We start from the raw sequence: 18319 nt of genomic DNA on the forward strand, positions 1-18319 counted from the left end.
GTTATAGCCGGGTATGTAACCAGGCCACGTGCGCTGCTGTCAACGTGATCGCAGGCCGCCGGATTCCCCTAGCGGGAACGTCAGGCGGTGATTTCGCCGAGCTTGCCGGTGGCGACGTCGAAGACGAACCCGCGCAGCGACGTGGTCGCCGTGATGAACGGGCTGGCCTTGACCCTCCGCAGCGACTGGCGGACGTCCTCGGCGGGGTCCGGGAACGCCTCGGGCGCCCAGCCCGGCCGGATGCCGGTCTCCTCCAGAATGGAACGCTTGAACTCGTCGTCGGTGAAGGTAAGCATCCCGCAGTCGGTGTGGTGGATCAGGATGATCTCCCGGGTACCCAGCAGCCGCTGGCTGATGGCCAGTGAGCGAATCGCGTCGTCGGTGATCACCCCGCCGGCATTGCGGATGGCGTGCGCTTCACCCTCGTTGATCCCGAGCACCCGGTAGACATCCAGGCGGGCGTCCATGCAGGCCACGATCGCGACGTGCTTGCTCGGCGGCATGGGCAGCGGACCTTCGAAGGTCTTCGCATACTCAGCGTTGTTGGCCAGGTAGTCGTCGGTAACGGTCACAGGCTCCTCCATCTGTCGCAGTCCGCATGCCGAGCCTAATGAAAGAGCTCGCGGAATCCACCGGTAAAAATCATTCCGGTGAACGGGTTGCGGGCAACGCGTCGCCAGGCGGCGACCACCCTCTACCCTGTGCTGATGCCGGACGTCTGCGAGGCCGCGCCGTGATGCGGTTCCTGGCCGGCCGGGCGCTGAACTACCTGGTGCTGCTGGGCCTCGCATCGTTCCTGACGTTCTGCCTGACGTCACTGGCGTTCGCCCCCTTGGACAGCCTGATGCAGCGCAATCCGCGTCCCCCGCAGGCCGTCATCGACGCCAAAGCCGCCGAACTGGGCCTGGACAAGCCGATTCCGCTGCGCTACGCGCACTGGGCCTCGCACGCCGTCCGCGGCGATTTCGGTGTCACCGTCACCGGCCAGCCGGTCTCCGGCGAGCTGGGCCGCCGCATCGGGGTCAGCCTGCGCCTGTTGGTCGTCGGCTCGCTGGTCGGCACGGTCATCGGCGTGGTGGCCGGCGCCTGGGGGGCGGTGCGCCAGTACCGGTTCTCCGATCGGGTCATCACGCTGGCGGCGCTGCTGGTGCTGTCGGTGCCCACCTTCGTGCTGGCCAACCTGGTGATCCTGAGCGCGTTGCGGGTGAACTGGGCGCTGGGGGCGCAACTGTTCGACTACACCGGGGAGACCTCCCCCGGGCTGGTCACCGGCTTCTGGCCCGGCCTGGCCGACCGGCTGCAGCACCTGGTGTTGCCGTCGTTGACCCTGGCGTTGGGCGCAGCGGCCGGCTTCAGCCGCTACCAGCGCAACGCGATGCTCGATGTGCTCGGCCAGGACTTCATCCGCACCGCGCGGGCCAAGGGGCTGACCCGGCGGCGCGCCCTGTTCAAACACGGGCTGCGCACCGCGCTGATACCGATGGCGACGCTGTTCGCCTACGGGGTGGCCGGACTGGTCACCGGTGCGGTGTTCGTGGAGAAGATCTTCGGCTGGCACGGCATGGGTGAATGGGTGGTGCAGGGCGTGGCGACGCAGGACACCAACATCGTCGCGGCGATCACGGTGTTCTCCGGTGCGGTGGTGTTGCTGGCCGGGCTGCTCTCCGACGTCATCTACGCGTTGTTGGACCCGCGGGTGCGGGTGTCATGAGCAGCATGGAGATCGAGTTCGCCTCGCGGCGCACCCTGGTGCTGCGCCGGTTCCTGCGCAGCCGCACCGCGGTGGGCGCGCTGGCATTGCTGGCGGTGATGTTCGTCGGCTGCTACACGCTGCCGGGCCTGCTGCCCTACTCCTACACCGACCTGGACTACGACGCCCTGCTGGTGCCGCCGGGCGCCCGGCACTGGCTGGGTACCAACGCGCTCGGCCAGGATCTGCTGGCCCAGATCCTGCGGGGCATGCAGAAGTCGATGCTGATCGGGGTGTGCGTGGCGCTGATCTCCACGGTGATCGCCGCGACAGTAGGCGCGGTCTCCGGGTATTTCGGCGGCTGGCGCGACCGGGTGCTGATGTGGCTGGTGGATCTGCTGCTGGTGGTACCGGCGTTCATCCTGATCGCGATCATCACGCCGCGCACCAAGAACAGCGGCAACATCGCCTTGCTGGTGCTGCTGCTGGCCGGGTTCAGCTGGATGGTCAGCGCCCGCATGGTGCGCGGGTTGACGATGAGCCTCCGGGAACGTGAATTCATCCGAGCCGCACGGTATATGGGCGTCTCCAGCCGCCGCATCATCATCGACCACATCGTGCCGAACGTGGCGTCGATCCTGATCATCGACACCGCGCTCAACGTCGCCGTCGCGATCCTGGCCGAAACCGGTTTGAGCTACCTGGGTTTCGGCATTCAGCCCCCGGATGTGTCGCTGGGCACCCTGATCGCCGACGGCACCGCCTCGGCGATCACCTTCCCGTGGGTGTTCCTGTTCCCGGCCGGGGTGCTGATCACGATCCTGGTCTGCGCCAACCTCACCGGCGACGGCCTGCGCGATGCGCTGGACCCCGACGCCGCGAGCTTGCGGGGCCGCGGATGAGTTCGCTACTGGAAGTCACCGACCTGGCCGTGACGTTCGGGGCCGGCGGTGATGCGGTGCATGCGGTGCGCGGCATCAGCTACCGGGTCGACCCCGGCGAAGTGGTGGCGATGGTCGGCGAGTCGGGCTCCGGGAAATCCGCGGCGGCGATGGCGGTGATGGGACTGCTGCCCGAGCATGCGCGGGTGTCGGGATCGGTGCGCCTGGGTGGCACGCAGCTGATCGGGCTGGGCGACACCGCGATGTCGAAGTTCCGCGGCGCCTCGATCGGCATGGTGTTCCAGGACCCGATGTCGGCGCTGACGCCGGTCTACACCGTCGGCGATCAGATCGCCGAAGCCATCGAGGTGCACCAGCCCCGGATCGGTCGAGCCGCGGCCCGGCGACGCGCCGTGGAATTGCTGGAGTTGGTCGGTATCTCCCGGCCCGAGCAGCGGGCGCGGGCGTTCCCGCACGAACTGTCCGGCGGGGAACGCCAGCGGGTGGTGATCGCGATCGCCATCTCGTGTGATCCGGACCTGCTGATCTGTGACGAGCCCACCACCGCCCTCGACGTCACCGTGCAGGCCCAGATCCTCGAGGTGCTCAAGACCGCGCGCGATGTCACCGGCGCCGGGGTCCTGATCATCACCCACGATCTCGGGGTGGTCGCCGAGTTCGCCGACCGGGCACTGGTGATGTACGCCGGACGGGTGGTGGAGGCCGCGCCGGTCGCCGCTTTGTACCGCGACCGCCAGATGCCCTACACGGTGGGGCTTTTGGGTTCGGTGCCGCGCCTGGACGCACCGCAGGGCACCCGGCTGGTGCCGATTCCGGGCGCTCCGCCGTCTTCGGCCGGTGTCGAGCCCGGCTGCCCGTTCGCGCCGCGCTGCCCGCTGGTCACCGACGAGTGCCGGACACAGGAACCGGAGCTGTTGATGGTCGGCGCCGATCATTCGGCCGCCTGCATCCACACCGATCAGGTGACCGGACGCAGCGCTGCCGACATATTTCAGGTGCGCACCGCGGTCGCGGTCCCCGCACCCGCGGATTCGACCACGGTGCTACGAGTCCGCGACCTGGTCAAGACGTATCCCTTGACCAAGGGGGTGCTGCGCCGCCGAGTCGGCGAAGTTCGCGCGGTCTCTCGTGTGAGCTTCACGTTGGAGCAGGGCCGCACCCTGGGGATCGTCGGCGAGTCCGGCTCGGGCAAATCCACCACCCTGCACCAGATCCTGGAACTGACCGCCCCGCAGTCGGGTTCCATCGAGGTGCTCGGCACCGACGTCGCCGTGTTGACGCGGCCCGGTCGCCGTGCGCTGCGCCGGGATCTGCAGGTGGTGTTCCAGGATCCGGTGGCGTCCCTGGATCCGCGGCTGCCGGTCTTCGAAGTGCTGGCGGAGCCATTGCGCGCCAACGGTTCCGACAAGGCTTCGACGCACGCCCGGGTCGCCGAACTGCTGGAGCTGGTCGGGCTGCGCCGCGGCGACGCGCTGCGGTACCCCGCGGAGTTCTCCGGCGGGCAGAAGCAGCGGATCGGCATCGCGCGGGCCCTGGCGTTGCAGCCCAAGATCCTGGCACTGGATGAGCCGGTGTCCGCACTGGACGTGTCGATCCAGGCCGGGATCATCAACCTGCTGCTGGATCTGCAGCAGCAGTTCGGGTTGTCGTACCTGTTCGTGTCGCACGACCTGTCGGTGGTCAAACACCTGGCGCACAAGGTGGCGGTGATGTTCGCCGGGGCGATCGTCGAGCAGGGTGATGCGGACCAGGTTTTCGCCCGGCCTGAACACGACTACACCCGCCGACTGCTGGCCGCGGTCCCACAACCGGTGGTGAGCTCATGACCCCCCCGTTGACTCTGCGCTCACCAAGGAGTTTTGCGAGAAGAGGACCTGGTGGACGCAGAGTCAACGGGATGGCGGCGCTCGTGACACTGGTTCTCGCGCTGAGCGGCTGTGCTGCCGTCGATATCACCGCCCCGGAAGGCGCCTCCGCCGTGGGCTCGGCGAGCGACATCAATCCACAGGACCCGGCGACCCTGCGTGATGGCGGAAACCTGCGGCTGTCGATGAGCCAGTTCCCGCCGAACTTCAACCCGCTGCACATCGACGGCAACCTGGCCGAGAACGCCGCCATGCTCAAGGCCACCATGCCGCGGGCGTTCATCATCGGGCCGGACGGTTCGGCGACGGTGGACACCGACTACTTCACCAGTGTGGAGCTGACCGGCACCAACCCCCAGGTGGTCACCTACACGATCAACCCGAAGGCGACATGGTCGGACGGGACTCCGCTGTCCTGGGCGGACATCGCCAGCCAGATCCATGCCACCAGCGGCGCCGACGACGGGTTCGCGATCGCGACCACCAACGGCGCCGAGCGGGTCGCCTCGGTGACCCGTGGCGTCGACGATCGCCAGGCCGTGATGCGCTTCGCCAAGCCCTACGCGGAGTGGCGGGGCATGTTCGCCGGTAACTCGATGCTGTTGCCCCAGAGCATGACCGCCGACCCGGAGACCTTCAACAAGGCGCAGCTGAGTCGACCGGGGCCCTCGGCCGGACCGTTCGTGCTGTCGACGCTGGACCGCACCAGCCAGCGAATCACCTTGACCCGCAACCCCGCCTGGTGGGGCAATGCACCCAAGCTGGACACCATTACCTACCTCGTCCTCGACGAATCCGCCCGGATGCCGGCACTGCAGAACCACACCATCGACGCCACCGGGGTGGCCACCCTGGACCAGTTGACCATCGCGCGGCGCACCGAGGGCATCACGATCCGCCGCGCACCGACCCCGGCGTGGAACCACTTCACCTTCAACGGGGCGCCGGGGGCGATCCTGTCCGACAAGGCGCTGCGGCTGGCGGTGATGCGCGGCATCGACCGGACCACAATCGCCAAGGTGACCCAGCGCGGGCTGACCTCGGATCCGGTGGCGCTGGGCAATCACATCTACGTCGCCGGCCAAGAGGGCTACCAGGACAACTCCGCGGTGGTGGCCTACGACCCGGCGCGCGCGGCGCGTGAACTCGACGAACTCGGCTGGAAGCTGAACGGGAAGTTCCGGGAGAAGGACGGCCGGCCGCTGGTGATCCGCCACCTGTTCTACGACGCGTCGAGCACCCGGCAGTTCGCCCAGGTGGCACAGCACAATCTGGGCCAGATCGGGGTGAAGCTGCAGCTGGACTCCAAGGCCGGCGGCGGCTTCTTCACCGACTACGTCAACGTCGGCGACTTCGACATCGCCCAGTTCAGTTGGGTCGGTGACGCTTTCCCGCTGGCCGGGTTGAACCAGATCTCGGCCTCCTACGGCGAGGCCAACTTCGGCAAGATCGGCAGCCCGGAGATCGACGCCAAGATCGAGGAGACGCTGCAGGCACTGGACCCGGTAGTGGCCCGGGCGCGTGCCAACGAGGTCGATGCGCTGCTGTGGGCGGAGGGCTTCAGCCTGCCGCTGATCCAGACCACCGGCAATGTGGCGGTGCGCAGTTCGCTGGCGAACTTCGGGGCGCCGGGACTGGCCGATCTGGACTACGCGGCGATCGGGTTCATGAAGGATTGATGAGGCTGTCATCGCGCGGGTCGGACTTTGATCCGTGAGCTCGAAAAAACGTCAATATATCGTTGACACGCCCAATACCGTCAAGCTATCATTGACGTTATTGAGTTCGTCGAATCGGCTCGCAAGCATTACACCGAGCATGGGATCTCCGATGCGGATGCCTTGCACGTCATCCGTAATCCCGTCAGGCTTGTCGAGCAGGAGGGGGACTACGAGGGCCGTCTGCTGATCATCGGCGTCGACGCCGGCGTGCGACTGCTCGAGGTCGTGATGGTTCCTGCCGACGACCCCCAACGGATCATCCATGTGAACGTGCTGCAACCGAAGAACTACGACTACCTGTGAGGTGATGACTATGGCGACCAAGATTAACGAGACCACCGCCGCCGAGCAGTGGATCGACAGGCTGGACCCGGCAGACCCGTCGGTGAAGGTGCGCGACGGGCGGTATCTGCGGCATGTCCGTGAGGCGGCTGAGGCGGCCGACGCTGCGACTGACGCGCTGCGTCAGGCAGTGGCAGAAGCCCGTGCGAACGGCGAGAGCTGGGGCACCATTGGCATGGTGTTGGGGGTGTCGCGGCAGGCGGTGCAGCAGCGATTCCGTGACGTGTAAGCACAGCGGCTGATCTGGACTACACGGCGATCGGGTTCATGAAGCATTGATGACCGAACATCAAGTGGTGATCGCCGGCGGAGGGCCAACCGGGCTGATGTTGGCGGGCGAGCTGGCGCTGGCGGGGGTGGACGTCGTCATCATCGAGCGACGCGCCAGCCACGACCTGATCGGCTCCCGCGCGGGCGGTATCACCTCGCGCACCATCGAGGTTCTCGATCAGCGGGGAATCGCCGACCGGTTCCTGGCACAGGGACGGATAGTCCAGGCTTGTCATTACGCGTGGATCATGTTGGATATCAGCGATTTTCCTACCCGGCATCACTACACGTTGGGGCTGCCGCAGTACCACATCGAGCGCACCCTCGCCGACTGGGTCGATGAGCTGGGCGTGCGGACCCATCACGGCCGCGAGGTGACCGGCGTCGACCGGGACGACACCGGCGTCGACGTCGAATTGTCCGATGGCACAACGCTGCGCACGGCATATCTGGTCGGGTGTGACGGCGGACGCAGCCTAGTCCGCAAGAGGGCCGGAATCGGCTTTCCGGGCTGGGACGCGTCGATCAGTTGCCTGCTCGCCGAGGCCGATCTGACCCACGAGCCGCCGTGGGGCTTGCATCGCGACGGCGTCGGCTTCCATTCCTTCTTCCGCCTCGAGACCGGCGGGCCGGTACGGGTGATGGTGACCGAGCCGGAGGTGAGGCGCAGCGGCGAGCCGACCCTGAGCGATGTCGGTGACGTGCTGATCACCAGGCGGGGAACGGATTACGGGCTGCATAATGCTCGCTGGGTTTCCCGGTTCACCGACGTGACCCGGCAGGCCGAACGCTACCGGGATCGGCGGGTGCTGCTGGCCGGCGATGCCGCGCATGTGCATTCCCCGGTGGGCGGGCAGGGCCTGAACACCGGTGTTCAGGATGCGGTGAACCTCGGATGGAAGCTGGCCCAGGTGCTCACCGGAACATCACCGGACAGCCTGCTGGACACCTACCACACCGAGCGCCACCCGGTTGCCGCCCGCGTGCTGCACAACACCATGGCGCAGGGCGCGTTGCTGGAGCCCGGACCGCGCGTCGACGCCTTGCGCGACGCCATGTCCGAGCTGCTGAGCATAGACAAGCCGCGCAGACGGATTGGTGCGATGATGTGCGGCCTGGACATTCATTACGGCCTCGGTGACGGCCACCCGCTGCTGGGCCGCCGGATGCCGGATCTGGAGGTATCGACCCCGGCGGCAACGGTGCGAGTCTTCGCCTTGCTGCATGACGGCCGAGGTGTCTTGTTGAACTTCGGTGCACCATGGGATTTCGAGGTTTCCCCGTGGGCCGATCGGGTCGTAGCGGTTGACGCTGAATGCGACGGCCCGTGGGAGTTGCCGGTCCTGGGCGCCGTCGCGGCACCCGACGCTGTGCTGATCCGGCCGGACGGCCACGTTGCGTGGGTAGGCGCCGGCACGGACGACGGGTTAGGCGAGGCGCTGGAAACCTGGTTCGGCCCCCGCTGACGCGGGGTCGTTTGATTCCAGCGAATTACGTCCTACGTCGGTATGTGAATAGGCTTGCGGCTTCGGATGACAGAATCGTCCTCGGCGCCTGACCAGCGCTGCCATCTCGGATTGCGTGATCTGCGAGTTGACCGTATTGACCAGCAGCCGCCTTCACGCATTCGCCGTCACCAAGTTCAGCGAACGTGTACTGACCGCGATGATCCGGTCGTTTTTTCGCGCTGAGTGCACGTTCGGCGGAGTCCACGGCCCGTCACGTCTGAGCGCGGATCAATCCGGCGGCGTTAAGTCGGTCGACGGGGAACCGGCCACTTCCGACCAAGGACTCGGGCGCTCAGATCGATGCGGTGCGCATCCTTGACACTGCGGTATCGGTCCGGGCTGCAGGTCAACACGATCACCTGGCCCTGGGCGCCGACCGCGTCGAACACCGCGCCCATCTTCTCCAGCCGGTCGGGGTCGGTGAAGCCGAGCGCGTCGTCGATCACCACCGGGACGCTGTCCTCCTTGGCGACCAGCGCCGCCCCGGCCAGCCGGGTCAAGATACCGAGCTGTTCCTTGGCCCCACCCGACAGCGACTCATAGGGCACGGTGCGCCCGTCGAGGGTGCGGGCGCAGATCTTCAGGTCGGTGTCGACATCGACTTCGAAGTCGGTGCCGAACACGTGGGCGCCGAGCCGCTGGATCTCGGCGCGAAACGGTTCGACGTAGCGCCGGCGGGTGTCGTCGCGGTGCCGGTTCATCGTCGAACGCAACAGCGATACCGCACGGGCCCGCCGGCCGATCCGATCATGTTCGGCCTCAGCGTGTTCCCGCGCCGTCTGGGCGGCGTCGAGCTGGCCCCGGCGGCCCTGGGTGCCCAATACGCCGAGTTCGACCTCGACTTCGTGCAGCGCGCGGGCAATCTCGGTCTGCCGGGTACGCAGTCCTTGCGCGGCCGCCTCCGCCTCGGCGAGTTCGGTGTCGACCGCGTCGGGGGCGGCCGCACCCAGCTGCTCCGACAACTCGGTGACCCGCTGCTGCGCGGTCTGGACGGCATCGCGGCTGGATTCGGCCGCGCCCGCCAGGCCGTCGTCGCTGACCGACACCCGCTGCGCGGTCAGGCGCTCGGTGACGGTTTCCAGCTCGATGCGCTGCGCGGCCACCTTGTCCCGCAACAGCGTCACGCGGGTGACGGCCTCGGTGCGCCGGGCTGACGCGTCGGCGGCAGCCCGCCGCCGGGTATCGCAGTCCGTGTCGGCCTGCGCGCGCAGCGCTTCGGCGGCGTCCCGTTCGGCCCGGGCACTCTCGGGCGTGGCCTCGGCGCTCACCTCATCCTGGTCGCCGCGTAGCTGCGCCAGCCGGATGCGCAGCTCCTCCACCACGTCGTCGCCGCGCAACGCCGCCAGCGCAGCGGTCAACTGATCACGGCGGCCCTGCAGCTCGCGGCGCCGCTGGTCGGCGCGACGGGCCGCCGCAAGATCATCGGCTCCAGACCCCGCCAGGGCAGCAGCCAGTTCATCTTGCGCCGCAGTGTGTTTCGCGTTGGCCTCGCGGGCACTGTCGCCCGGTCGAACCCGCACGGTCAACAGGCCGGGCAGCTCGACCTCGGTGCCGTCGGCGACCGGCGCCGACCAGCTCTGGCCGGCCGGCAGCGGCGTGTGTTCGCCGGCGATCACCAGCTCGACGTCAGCGACCGCGGTGACGTCCAGCGTCGCCGACACTGCGGCCAACGACGCCTGGGCCCGGTCGAGGGTGGCCGCGGCGTCCTCGATCCGGCGCAGCACGGGTTCGGTCACGACGATCTGCGTCAGCTCGGCCACTGCCTGCTCGAGGTCACGCTCGGTGGCGTCGATACGGGCGAGCCGGTCGGCCAATCGGTTGGCCTCATCGCGGGCGGAGAGCTGGTCGACGACCCGACGGGCGGTCTCGACGCGTTCGGTGGCGACGGCCAAAGCCTGTATGGCTTCGGCAGCGGCATCCTCTGCAACAGTGGCTTCGGCCTCCGAGCTGGCCTGCCCTTGGTTCGCCTCGGCAATCTCGGTGTCCAGCAAGGTGATCGCGGCCGTCCGGGATTCCAATTCGCCGCACAGTCGCTGCCGCTCGGCGTGAGCGGCCTGGGCCGCGGCACCAGTCGCTTCGGCCGCCGTGGCCACCAGCCGCGCGTCACGCAGTTGGTCACGCAACGCGGCGACGGCCGCGCCCACAGCTTGCGCGCCGCTGTGTCGGGCGTCAGCCGCCGCCTGATCCTGGATCAACCGGGAGAGCTCCTCGGACAGCTCGGCGTGCCGGAGCACCCGGTCGTCGACCTCGGCCAGCAGGACGGTGCAACGCGTCACCTCGGCGCCGGACTCGGCCAGCGCGGCGATAGCAGCGCTCCAGTCCCCGCTGGGACGTCCGGTCGGGGTGAAGTAGCGGCCGTATTCGGCGTCGATCCGCTCGATGAGCACAGGTTCGGTTCCGCTGAGAGTGGCGGTGTCACCGGCGGCGACATCCAGCGCGCGGGACAGTGCGTCGCACCCGGACAGATCCACCGCCGCCGTCGACGCCGCCTGCAGCACCCGCTGGGCCTGCCACAGCCCGGTGTCCATGGTCTCGGCCAGCATGGTGCGGACCCGCTCGTGGGCCTCGTCGCCGGTGAGCTGCTCACGACGCGGCTCCAGCAGTGTCAGCTGCGTCTGAGGCGCTTTGTGGAAGCGTTTGTGGTAGACGAAACGGTAAGGGCCGGTGCTGATCTCAGCGGTAACCTCGGCGCCGACGTCGGCGTGGGTCGGCTTGACCTGCTTGACGTCCTTCTTGGCGGAACGGTCCTTATACTCCAGCAGCAGGTCGAGTGCCTCGATCATCGAGGACTTGCCGATCTCGTTGGCGCCGGACACCACCACTACGCCGTGGTCGGGAAAGTCGATCTCGCGGTGCGTCACACCGCGATAGTTGGTCAAGACCAGCCGGTGCAGTCTCACGCTGCACCCCGGTCGGCCAGGCGCAGCAGCAGTGCCAGCGCAGCGTGGGCGTCATCGGCGCTACCGGTGTCGCCGTTGCGAGCGGCGGCAACCAATTCCTCGACCGCATCGGCGGCGAACCCACCGAGCCCGAGGTCGTTGAACTCACCGTCGGCGGGAACCACCACCAGGTCGGTGTGCCGTTTCCAGGTGCCCACCCAGGCGAACAGCCGCGCATACCGGTCCAGGCAGGCATCAAGTGCGGCCCGGTCGGTGACACTGAGCGAACCCGTCAGCGCCAACTGGACCACGGTGCGTTCCTTATCGGGCAGCTGATCGAGATTGATGTCCAAATCGGTGACGTCACGCGCGGTGTCGAGCTGGCGGTGCAGCGTCACAAACCGCCACCTGCCGATGTGGCGGGACTCGACGTTCACATCGCCGCTGGTCTCATCCACGTCGACCACCAGCACGTGGCCGGGGTCGGACTCGATGTCATCGAAGTTCGTGACTTCCGGTGAGCCGGAGTACCAGATCCGGCCGGTGGCACCGACCTGAGTGCGGGAGTGCTTGTCCCCCAACGCGACATAGCGGACGACGCCGCGATCCAGCGCGTCCTCGAGAGCCGCCAGCCGAATCAGCGCCGGGTTGGCCGGGTCGGGATCCAGCACGTCGACGCCGCCATGGGCGAGAAGAATCCGGGTGGTCCCGTCAGCGGGTAGACCGTCCAGCGCCGCGCCGGCCAGGTCGCAGCTGGGTCGCTTGGAGCGCCACGGCGCGGCCACGATCTCGACGCCGGGGCGCACCTGGTGCACGCCGGCGGCGTCGAGCACGACGACGTTGTCCGGGCACTCGGTGGTGAACAACGCACTGGTGTAGACCGACGCGGCATTCAGCGGGTCATGGTTTCCGGGCAGCAGATACACCGGAATCCCGATGCTGCGCATGGCTTCCATGGACTGGCTGATGACCGCAGGGGCGAGCTGGTTGTCTTCGAACACATCCCCGGCGACGACGACGAACTCCGCTCCAGTCCGCGCCGCGAGCGCGCCGAGGCCGGCCACCGCGTCGCGCCGGGCCGCCGAATAGCGCGGCTGGGCGTCACCGGCCAGGAAGTGCCGGGTCATGCCGAGCTGCCAGTCGGCGGTGTGCACGAAACGCATGTCGGTCCGGTCCTTTCCACCCGGCCGTCAGCCAGGCACCGCGAGTGTATGGCGGCCCACCGACAACTCCTCGGACCCTGATCGGCAGGTCTCGACGCCCGGCGAGCAACCCGATCCCGCACGTCACACCCGCCGCATCCGTAACGCCGTCGACGCACGCGGGTCTTTCCGAAATGGATAGCGCCGGCGATATCGCGCAGCTGCCCACACGGGTTGCACTGCCCTAACCTTGGGCGAATGAACGCTGAACAGCGCACACTGATCCTGCTTCGGCACGCCAAGTCGGACTATCCGTCCGGGATGGTCGACCACGCCCGACCGTTGGCCAAGCGCGGGATACGCGAGGCCGGGCTGGCCGGGGACTGGCTACGTTCCCACACACCCGGTATCGACCAGGTGCTCTGCTCGACGGCCACGCGCACCCGGGAAACCCTGGAACGCACCGGCATAAGCGCTCCGGTGCGCTATCTCGACGAACTCTATGACGCCATGCCCGGGTCCGTTATCGCGACCATCAACACCGTCGACGACGACATCCGCACAGTGCTGGTGATCGGCCATGAGCCGGCCATGTCGAACGTCGCGCTCGGATTGGCCGGTGTCCGCGGTACCGATCCGCGGGTCGAGGCGCGCGTCGCCACTAAATTTCCGACGTCGGGCATCGCGGTGCTCCTCGTCGAGAACACCTGGCGGCGCCTGGAACTCAGCGGCGGCTCGCTGGTCGGCTTCCACGTGCCCCGCTGAGCGACGATTATCGCGTCGAAATCACCTAGGAATTCGTCGCGAGCGTCAGTTCCATCAGCTTGATCGCCTGCTCGCACGCGTCGATGCCGGGCGCCTGCGGATTCACCCACCAGCCGACCACGCCGGCGGCGTCGCTGGCCACCCCGCACGAGCCGTTCGGGTCGGCGGGCCGCATGACGATCGACGGCACGCCCACGATGGACTTGTCCTCGATCTGGTACTGCAGGAACTGGGCGATCTTGCGCTCATTGTCCAGGCTGCCCTGCTCGAACCAGAACCGGGTGATGTCGATCAGCCCGGCCGGGTTGGCTGCCTGCCAGCGGCAGATCGCACCGACGAACGTGCTCTGGATGTCCAGCGGGTCCGCCCCCACCGTCTTGGCCAGGATGTCGGTGGTCAGGACCTCGCACTCCTTGAGCAGGTTCGGGTACTGCCGCTCGGAGTTGTTGTTGCGCTGGGTGTCACCGGAGCCTGCCTTGACCGCGGTACCGCCCACCTCGCGTGAGCAGCCGGTGAGGCTGACCAGCACGGCCAGTACGGTCAGAGCACCTGCCAGCGTCCGCCGGCTCATTTGGAGTTCGCAATCGACTGGCGGGTCAGCTCTTTGGCGACGTCGCAGGGATCCGGGAACGGCTTCTGGGCGAAACTCACCGACCACTCGATGAAGTCATCCTTGAACTGGATACCGATCTCACACAGGTTGTCGCCCATCGTCGGCGCGGTGCCGATCGCGATGAAGCCGCTGTGGCCGTCGATGTTGATGTCCTCCACGGAAGTCCGCGACACCTCCTCGGTCTTGCGTTCGCGCCCGATCGGGCTGCCGCGATACCAGGAGAAGGAGAAGTGCGGGCCCATGATCCCGCCGCGGGCCAGCCACTGGCAGCCCACCGAGTTCTGCGCGGTGTTGACCAGCCCGGACACCCGGGTCAGGTTGGTGACGGTCTCGTCACTGATGCCCCCACACTGGGGGAACGACGGCCCGTGAGTGCCCTGCTCGGACTTCGGCGCCGAGGAGTCGCCGGACTGGGCTTCGGTCGAGCCGGAGTCGGAGCATCCGGCGACCATCGGAATCACGGTAGCGACCACCAGGGCCGGGACCGTCAGTTTGAGCCGCACACGATGCACTGTAGCGGCACCACCGGCCGCCAACCACGACACACCGGTGACCAGTCGGTTTGTGTCGCCGGGCCTCCGGCGCTGCCGCACCCGGCCCGCACCGATGTGCGACAGTAACCCCATGCTCCTGGCGCTGCTGCGCTGCTACATCAGGCCCTACCGCTGGCCGGTCGCGGCGCTGATGACGCTGCAGCTGATCAGCACCCTGGCCTCGCTGTACCTGCCGACCGTCAACGCCTCGATCATCGACGACGGGGTGGTGCGCGGCGACACCGCCGTGATCACCCGGCTGGGCGCGGTGATGCTGGCGGTCACCGGCCTGCAGGTGCTGTGCGCGGTCGCGGCGGTCTACTTCGGCGCGCGGACCGGGACCGGCTTCGGCCGGGACCTGCGGCGGGCGGTGTTCAACCGGGTGATCGGGTTCTCCGAGCGCGAAACAACCCGGTTCGGCACACCGACGCTGCTGACCCGCACCACCAACGACGTCCGCCAGATCCAGCTGGTGGTGCAGTTGGGGGCGACCGTGCTGGTCGCCGCACCGATCATGAGCATCGGCGGGCTGCTGATGGCCATCCACCAGGATGCCGGGCTGTCCTGGCTGCTGGCGGTGGCGGTGCCGGTACTGGCGGGCGCCAACTACGCGATCGTGGTGCGGATGCTGCCGCTGTTTCGCCGGATGCAGATGCTGATCGACAACATCAACCGAGTGCTGCGCGACCAGCTCACCGGGATCCGGGTGATCCGGGCTTTCGCCCGCGAGCCCTTCGAGCAAGACCGGTTCGCCCGCGCCAACCACGCGCTGTCGGACACCTCGATGGCCGTCGGGAATCTGCAGGCGCTGATGCTGCCGGCCACCACCCTGATCATCAACACCTCCAGCGTCGCGCTGATCTGGTTCGGCGGGCTGCGCATCGACGCCGGCCAGATGCAGGTCGGTTCACTGATCGCATTCCTGTCCTATTTCATGCAGATCCTGATGGCGGTGCTGATGGCCACCATGGTGGTGGCGATCCTGCCGCGCGCCTCGGTGTGCGCCGAGCGGATCACCGAGGTGCTGTCCACCGAGCCGACGATCAGCACGCCGACGAATCCGGTATCGCCTTCGCCCACCGGGGAGGTCCGGTTGGCCGGGGTGGGTTTCCGCTATCCCGGCGCCGATCGGGCGGTGCTGCACGACGCGTCGCTTGTTGCGTCGCCCGGCACCACCACCGCGATCGTCGGCTCCACCGGCTCGGGAAAATCCACCCTGGTGTCGCTGATCTGCCGGCTGCGCGACGTGACCGACGGCGCGGTGCTCATCGACGGCGTCGACGTGCGCGACCGCGACCCCGAAGCGCTGTGGGCGGGTATCGGGCTGGTGCCGCAGCGCGGCTACCTGTTCTCGGGCACCGTCGCCGACAACCTGCGCTACGGGGCACCAACGGGGGCCGCGGTCAGCGATGAGCAGATGTGGGAGGCATTGCGGGTGGCTGCCGCCGACGATTTCGTGGCGGCCCACTCTGACGGGCTGGCGATGCCGGTGGCCCAGGGCGGCATCAACCTGTCCGGTGGGCAGCGACAACGGCTGGCGATCGCCCGGGCGGTGATCCGGCGGCCCCCGATCTATCTGTTCGACGACGCGTTCTCCGCACTGGACACCCGCACCGACGCCGCCGTGCGCGCGGCGCTGAGCAGTGTGGCCACCGAAGCGACAGTGATCATTGTGGCGCAACGTATCTCGACCATCATCCAGGCCGATCAGGTGATCGTCATCGACGACGGACGGGTGGTCGGCGCGGGAACACATCAGCAGTTGCTGGCCGAGTGCCCCGCCTACGCCGAGCTCGCCGAATCCCAATCACTGGCGGGTGAGCTGGCGTGACGGCACCGGTAATGGATTCGGCCGCGCGGGCCACTGATTTCTCGGTGACCGCGATGCGTCTGGCGCGCCGGATGGGCCCGCAGCGCCGGTTGATCGCCGCGGTCATCAGCCTGTCGCTGGCCGGTATCGCGATCGGCGTGGCCGGACCGCGAATCCTCGGGCACGCCACCGATCTGGTGTTCAACGGGATGATCGGACGCGGCCTGCCCGCCGGCATGACCAAGCAGCAGGCCATTGATATGGCCCGTGCCGCAGGCCACGGCACGTACGCCGACATGCTGTCCGGGATGGACGTGGTGCCCGGCGCCGGCGTCGACTTCGCCGCGGTGGCACGCACCCTGGCACTGGCGATGGGACTGTATCTGGTTGCCGCCCTGATGGTCTGGACTCAGGCCCGGCTGCTCAACATCATCCTGCAGCGCACCCTGCGCACCCTGCGTCGCGACGTCGAGGACAAGGTGCACCGGCTGCCGTTGCGCTACTTCGACACTCAACGGCGCGGTGAGCTGCTCAGCCGGGTCACCAACGACGTCGACAACACCGCGACGTCGGTGTCGATGACGGTCAGTCAACTGTTCAGCTCCGTGCTTAGCGTGCTGGTGGTGTTGGCGATGATGTTGTCCATCTCGCCGCTGCTGGCCGCGATCACCGTGGCCGGCGTGCCGCTGTCGCTGTTGGCGGTGCGCGCCATCACCCGGCGCTCGCAGCGACTCTTCGCCGCGCAGTGGGCCGCCACCGGGCGCCTCAACGCCCACCTGGAGGAGACCTACAGCGGTTTCACGCTGGTCCGCACCTTCGGCCACCGGGACTGGGCGCAGCAGCGTTTCGACGAGCACAACGACGAGCTGTACCGGGCCGGGTTCGGCGCCCAATTCTTCTCCGGCCTGGTGGCCCCGGCCACCGGACTGGTCGGCAACCTGGGTTACGTCGCGGTCGCGGTGATCGGCGGATTTCAGGTGGCAACCGGGCAGATCACCCTGGGCAGCATCCAGGCGTTCATCGCCTACGTCCGCCAGTTCAACCAGCCGCTGGGCAACCTGGCGTCGATGTACAACACGCTGCAGTCCGGGGCGGCCAGCGCCGAGCGGGTGTTCGACTTTCTCGACGAGCCCGAAGAGTCCCCGAACCCGGCGGCGCCCCTGTCGCTCAACGGTTCCGGACCGCGCGGGCGGGTGGAGTTCCGTGACGTGAGCTTCGGCTACCGGCCCGGCGTGCCGGTGATCGAGGACCTGTCGCTGAGTATCGAGCCCGGCAGCACGGTCGCGATCGTCGGGCCGACCGGGGCCGGCAAGACCACCCTGGTCAACCTGCTGATGCGGTTCTACGACGTGGACCACGGGCAGATCCTGATCGACGGCGTCGACATCACAGGCGTGGACCGCTCGGCATTGCGCTCCTCGATCGGGATGGTGCTGCAGGAAACCTGGCTATTCACCGGCACGATCGCCGACAACATCGGTTACGGCCGGCCCGACGCTTCCGACGACGAGGTGCTTGCGGCGGCGCGCGCCGCGCACGTCGACGGGTTCGTGCGTGCCCTGCCGAACGGCTACGCGACCCGGGTCAGCGACGACGGCGCCGGCATCAGCGCCGGGGAGAAGCAGTTGATCACCATCGCGCGGGCATTTCTGGCCCGCCCGCAACTGCTCATCCTCGACGAGGCGACCAGCTCAGTGGACACCCGCACCGAACTGCTGATCCAGCGGGCGATGCGGGAGCTGCGCGAGGAGCGGACGAGTTTCATTATCGCCCACCGACTTTCGACGATCCGAGACGCGGACGTGATCCTGGTGATGCAGGCCGGCCGGATCGTCGAGCAGGGCACTCACACCGAGCTGCTGGCCCGCCGCGGGGCGTACTGGGCGATGGCCGACAACAGTTGAAACAAGTTGAAATCAGGGGCCGATCAGCCATTGCTGACCAGTGGTCACCGGCGTAGATTCGAGCGCGAAGCAGGCCCGGTTATGACCGATCCGAAGAGCTGGACTCGTGGGTGACATCCAGCCGCGCAGGAAGCGAAGACGCCCCACGTTGTCAAACCGGGCCTGCCCCACTGTCTCGACCAGCCCTTTCAGCTGAAGCCCGTCGGGCCGCAACAGGGGCCGTTAGTCACTGGTCGGCCGGCGTTCGCCTGCCAAGCCGCCTTCGCCGACCGGTCGCCGATTGAGCGCCATGTGGCAGGTGCCCGCCTCACTCGAAAATTCAAGGTGACCAAAGACTGGTGAGCGGTCTCGGTGCTGGTGTTAGGCGGCGTCAGT

Annotated in this window: 15 protein-coding genes; 10 read left to right on the forward strand and 5 right to left on the reverse strand. The window is 67.9% G+C overall.

Features of this window, described 5'->3' with window-relative positions; genetic code table 11:
• Positions 1-80: 80 nt before the first annotated feature.
• On the reverse strand, positions 81-572 hold the full coding sequence (locus ACZYY4_RS22285) for a beta-class carbonic anhydrase (RefSeq protein ID WP_463812232.1): 492 nt from the start codon (positions 570-572) through the stop codon (positions 81-83).
• Positions 573-733: 161 nt separating this feature from the next.
• Here ACZYY4_RS22285 and ACZYY4_RS22290 point away from each other — a divergent pair, with 161 nt between their 5' ends.
• The 7 genes from ACZYY4_RS22290 (at position 734) to ACZYY4_RS22320 (ending at position 8256) form a co-directional block, all read left to right on the forward strand.
• Complete coding sequence (locus ACZYY4_RS22290; protein WP_463812233.1) at positions 734-1711, forward strand: ABC transporter permease; 978 nt, start codon at positions 734-736, stop codon at positions 1709-1711.
• 5 nt (positions 1712-1716) lie between these two features.
• The gene (locus tag ACZYY4_RS22295; RefSeq protein ID WP_463812245.1) at positions 1717-2592 is read left to right on the forward strand and encodes an ABC transporter permease; all 876 of its coding nucleotides are present in this window, start codon (positions 1717-1719) and stop codon (positions 2590-2592) included.
• Complete coding sequence (locus tag ACZYY4_RS22300) at positions 2589-4418, forward strand: dipeptide ABC transporter ATP-binding protein (protein WP_463812234.1); 1830 nt, start codon at positions 2589-2591, stop codon at positions 4416-4418. Before ACZYY4_RS22295 ends, ACZYY4_RS22300 begins: the two co-directional genes overlap by 4 nt.
• 71 nt (positions 4419-4489) lie before the next feature.
• Positions 4490-6136 carry an ABC transporter family substrate-binding protein gene (locus ACZYY4_RS22305; protein ID WP_463812235.1) on the forward strand — a complete coding sequence of 549 codons (1647 nt, stop codon included), beginning with the start codon at positions 4490-4492 and terminating at the stop codon, positions 6134-6136.
• 162 nt (positions 6137-6298) lie between these two features.
• Positions 6299-6481 carry a hypothetical protein gene (locus ACZYY4_RS22310; RefSeq protein ID WP_463812236.1) on the forward strand — a complete coding sequence of 61 codons (183 nt, stop codon included), beginning with the start codon at positions 6299-6301 and terminating at the stop codon, positions 6479-6481.
• A 10-nt stretch (positions 6482-6491) separates the two neighbouring features.
• Complete coding sequence (locus tag ACZYY4_RS22315; protein WP_463812237.1) at positions 6492-6749, forward strand: hypothetical protein; 258 nt, start codon at positions 6492-6494, stop codon at positions 6747-6749.
• A 49-nt stretch (positions 6750-6798) separates the two neighbouring features.
• A complete protein-coding gene (locus ACZYY4_RS22320) occupies positions 6799-8256 on the forward strand; it encodes an FAD-dependent monooxygenase (protein ID WP_463812238.1) in 1458 nt (485 codons plus the stop codon).
• Positions 8257-8540: 284 nt separating this feature from the next.
• Here ACZYY4_RS22320 and ACZYY4_RS22325 read toward each other — a convergent pair whose 3' ends face one another.
• A complete protein-coding gene (locus tag ACZYY4_RS22325; RefSeq protein ID WP_463812239.1) occupies positions 8541-11198 on the reverse strand; it encodes an AAA family ATPase in 2658 nt (885 codons plus the stop codon).
• A complete protein-coding gene (locus ACZYY4_RS22330) occupies positions 11195-12340 on the reverse strand; it encodes a metallophosphoesterase family protein (protein ID WP_463812240.1) in 1146 nt (381 codons plus the stop codon). Before ACZYY4_RS22330 ends, ACZYY4_RS22325 begins: the two co-directional genes overlap by 4 nt.
• Before the next feature lie 237 nt (positions 12341-12577).
• On the opposite strand from ACZYY4_RS22330, the gene ACZYY4_RS22335 reads away from it, so the two are divergent.
• Positions 12578-13084, forward strand: a complete 507-nt coding sequence (locus ACZYY4_RS22335; RefSeq protein WP_463812241.1) for a SixA phosphatase family protein — start codon at positions 12578-12580, stop codon at positions 13082-13084.
• 25 nt (positions 13085-13109) lie between these two features.
• Here the strand turns inward: ACZYY4_RS22335 and ACZYY4_RS22340 are convergent, their stop codons facing one another.
• Together ACZYY4_RS22340 and ACZYY4_RS22345 are read right to left on the reverse strand one after the other, a co-directional pair.
• Complete coding sequence (locus tag ACZYY4_RS22340; protein WP_463812242.1) at positions 13110-13655, reverse strand: DUF3558 domain-containing protein; 546 nt, start codon at positions 13653-13655, stop codon at positions 13110-13112.
• Positions 13652-14149 (reverse strand): DUF3558 domain-containing protein, encoded by a 498-nt coding sequence (locus ACZYY4_RS22345; protein WP_463812246.1) that lies wholly within the window; start codon positions 14147-14149, stop codon positions 13652-13654. Before ACZYY4_RS22345 ends, ACZYY4_RS22340 begins: the two co-directional genes overlap by 4 nt.
• 172 nt (positions 14150-14321) lie before the next feature.
• Here ACZYY4_RS22345 and ACZYY4_RS22350 point away from each other — a divergent pair, with 172 nt between their 5' ends.
• Both ACZYY4_RS22350 and ACZYY4_RS22355 read left to right on the forward strand, forming a co-directional pair.
• Positions 14322-16061, forward strand: a complete 1740-nt coding sequence (locus ACZYY4_RS22350; protein ID WP_463812243.1) for an ABC transporter ATP-binding protein — start codon at positions 14322-14324, stop codon at positions 16059-16061.
• Between the two features lie 11 nt (positions 16062-16072).
• Positions 16073-17944, forward strand: coding sequence for an ABC transporter ATP-binding protein (locus ACZYY4_RS22355; RefSeq protein ID WP_463812247.1), 1872 nt, complete (start codon positions 16073-16075; stop codon positions 17942-17944).
• The last annotated feature ends 375 nt before the right edge of the window (positions 17945-18319 follow it).

The organism is Mycobacterium sp. IDUB_21 (genome assembly GCF_055419425.1).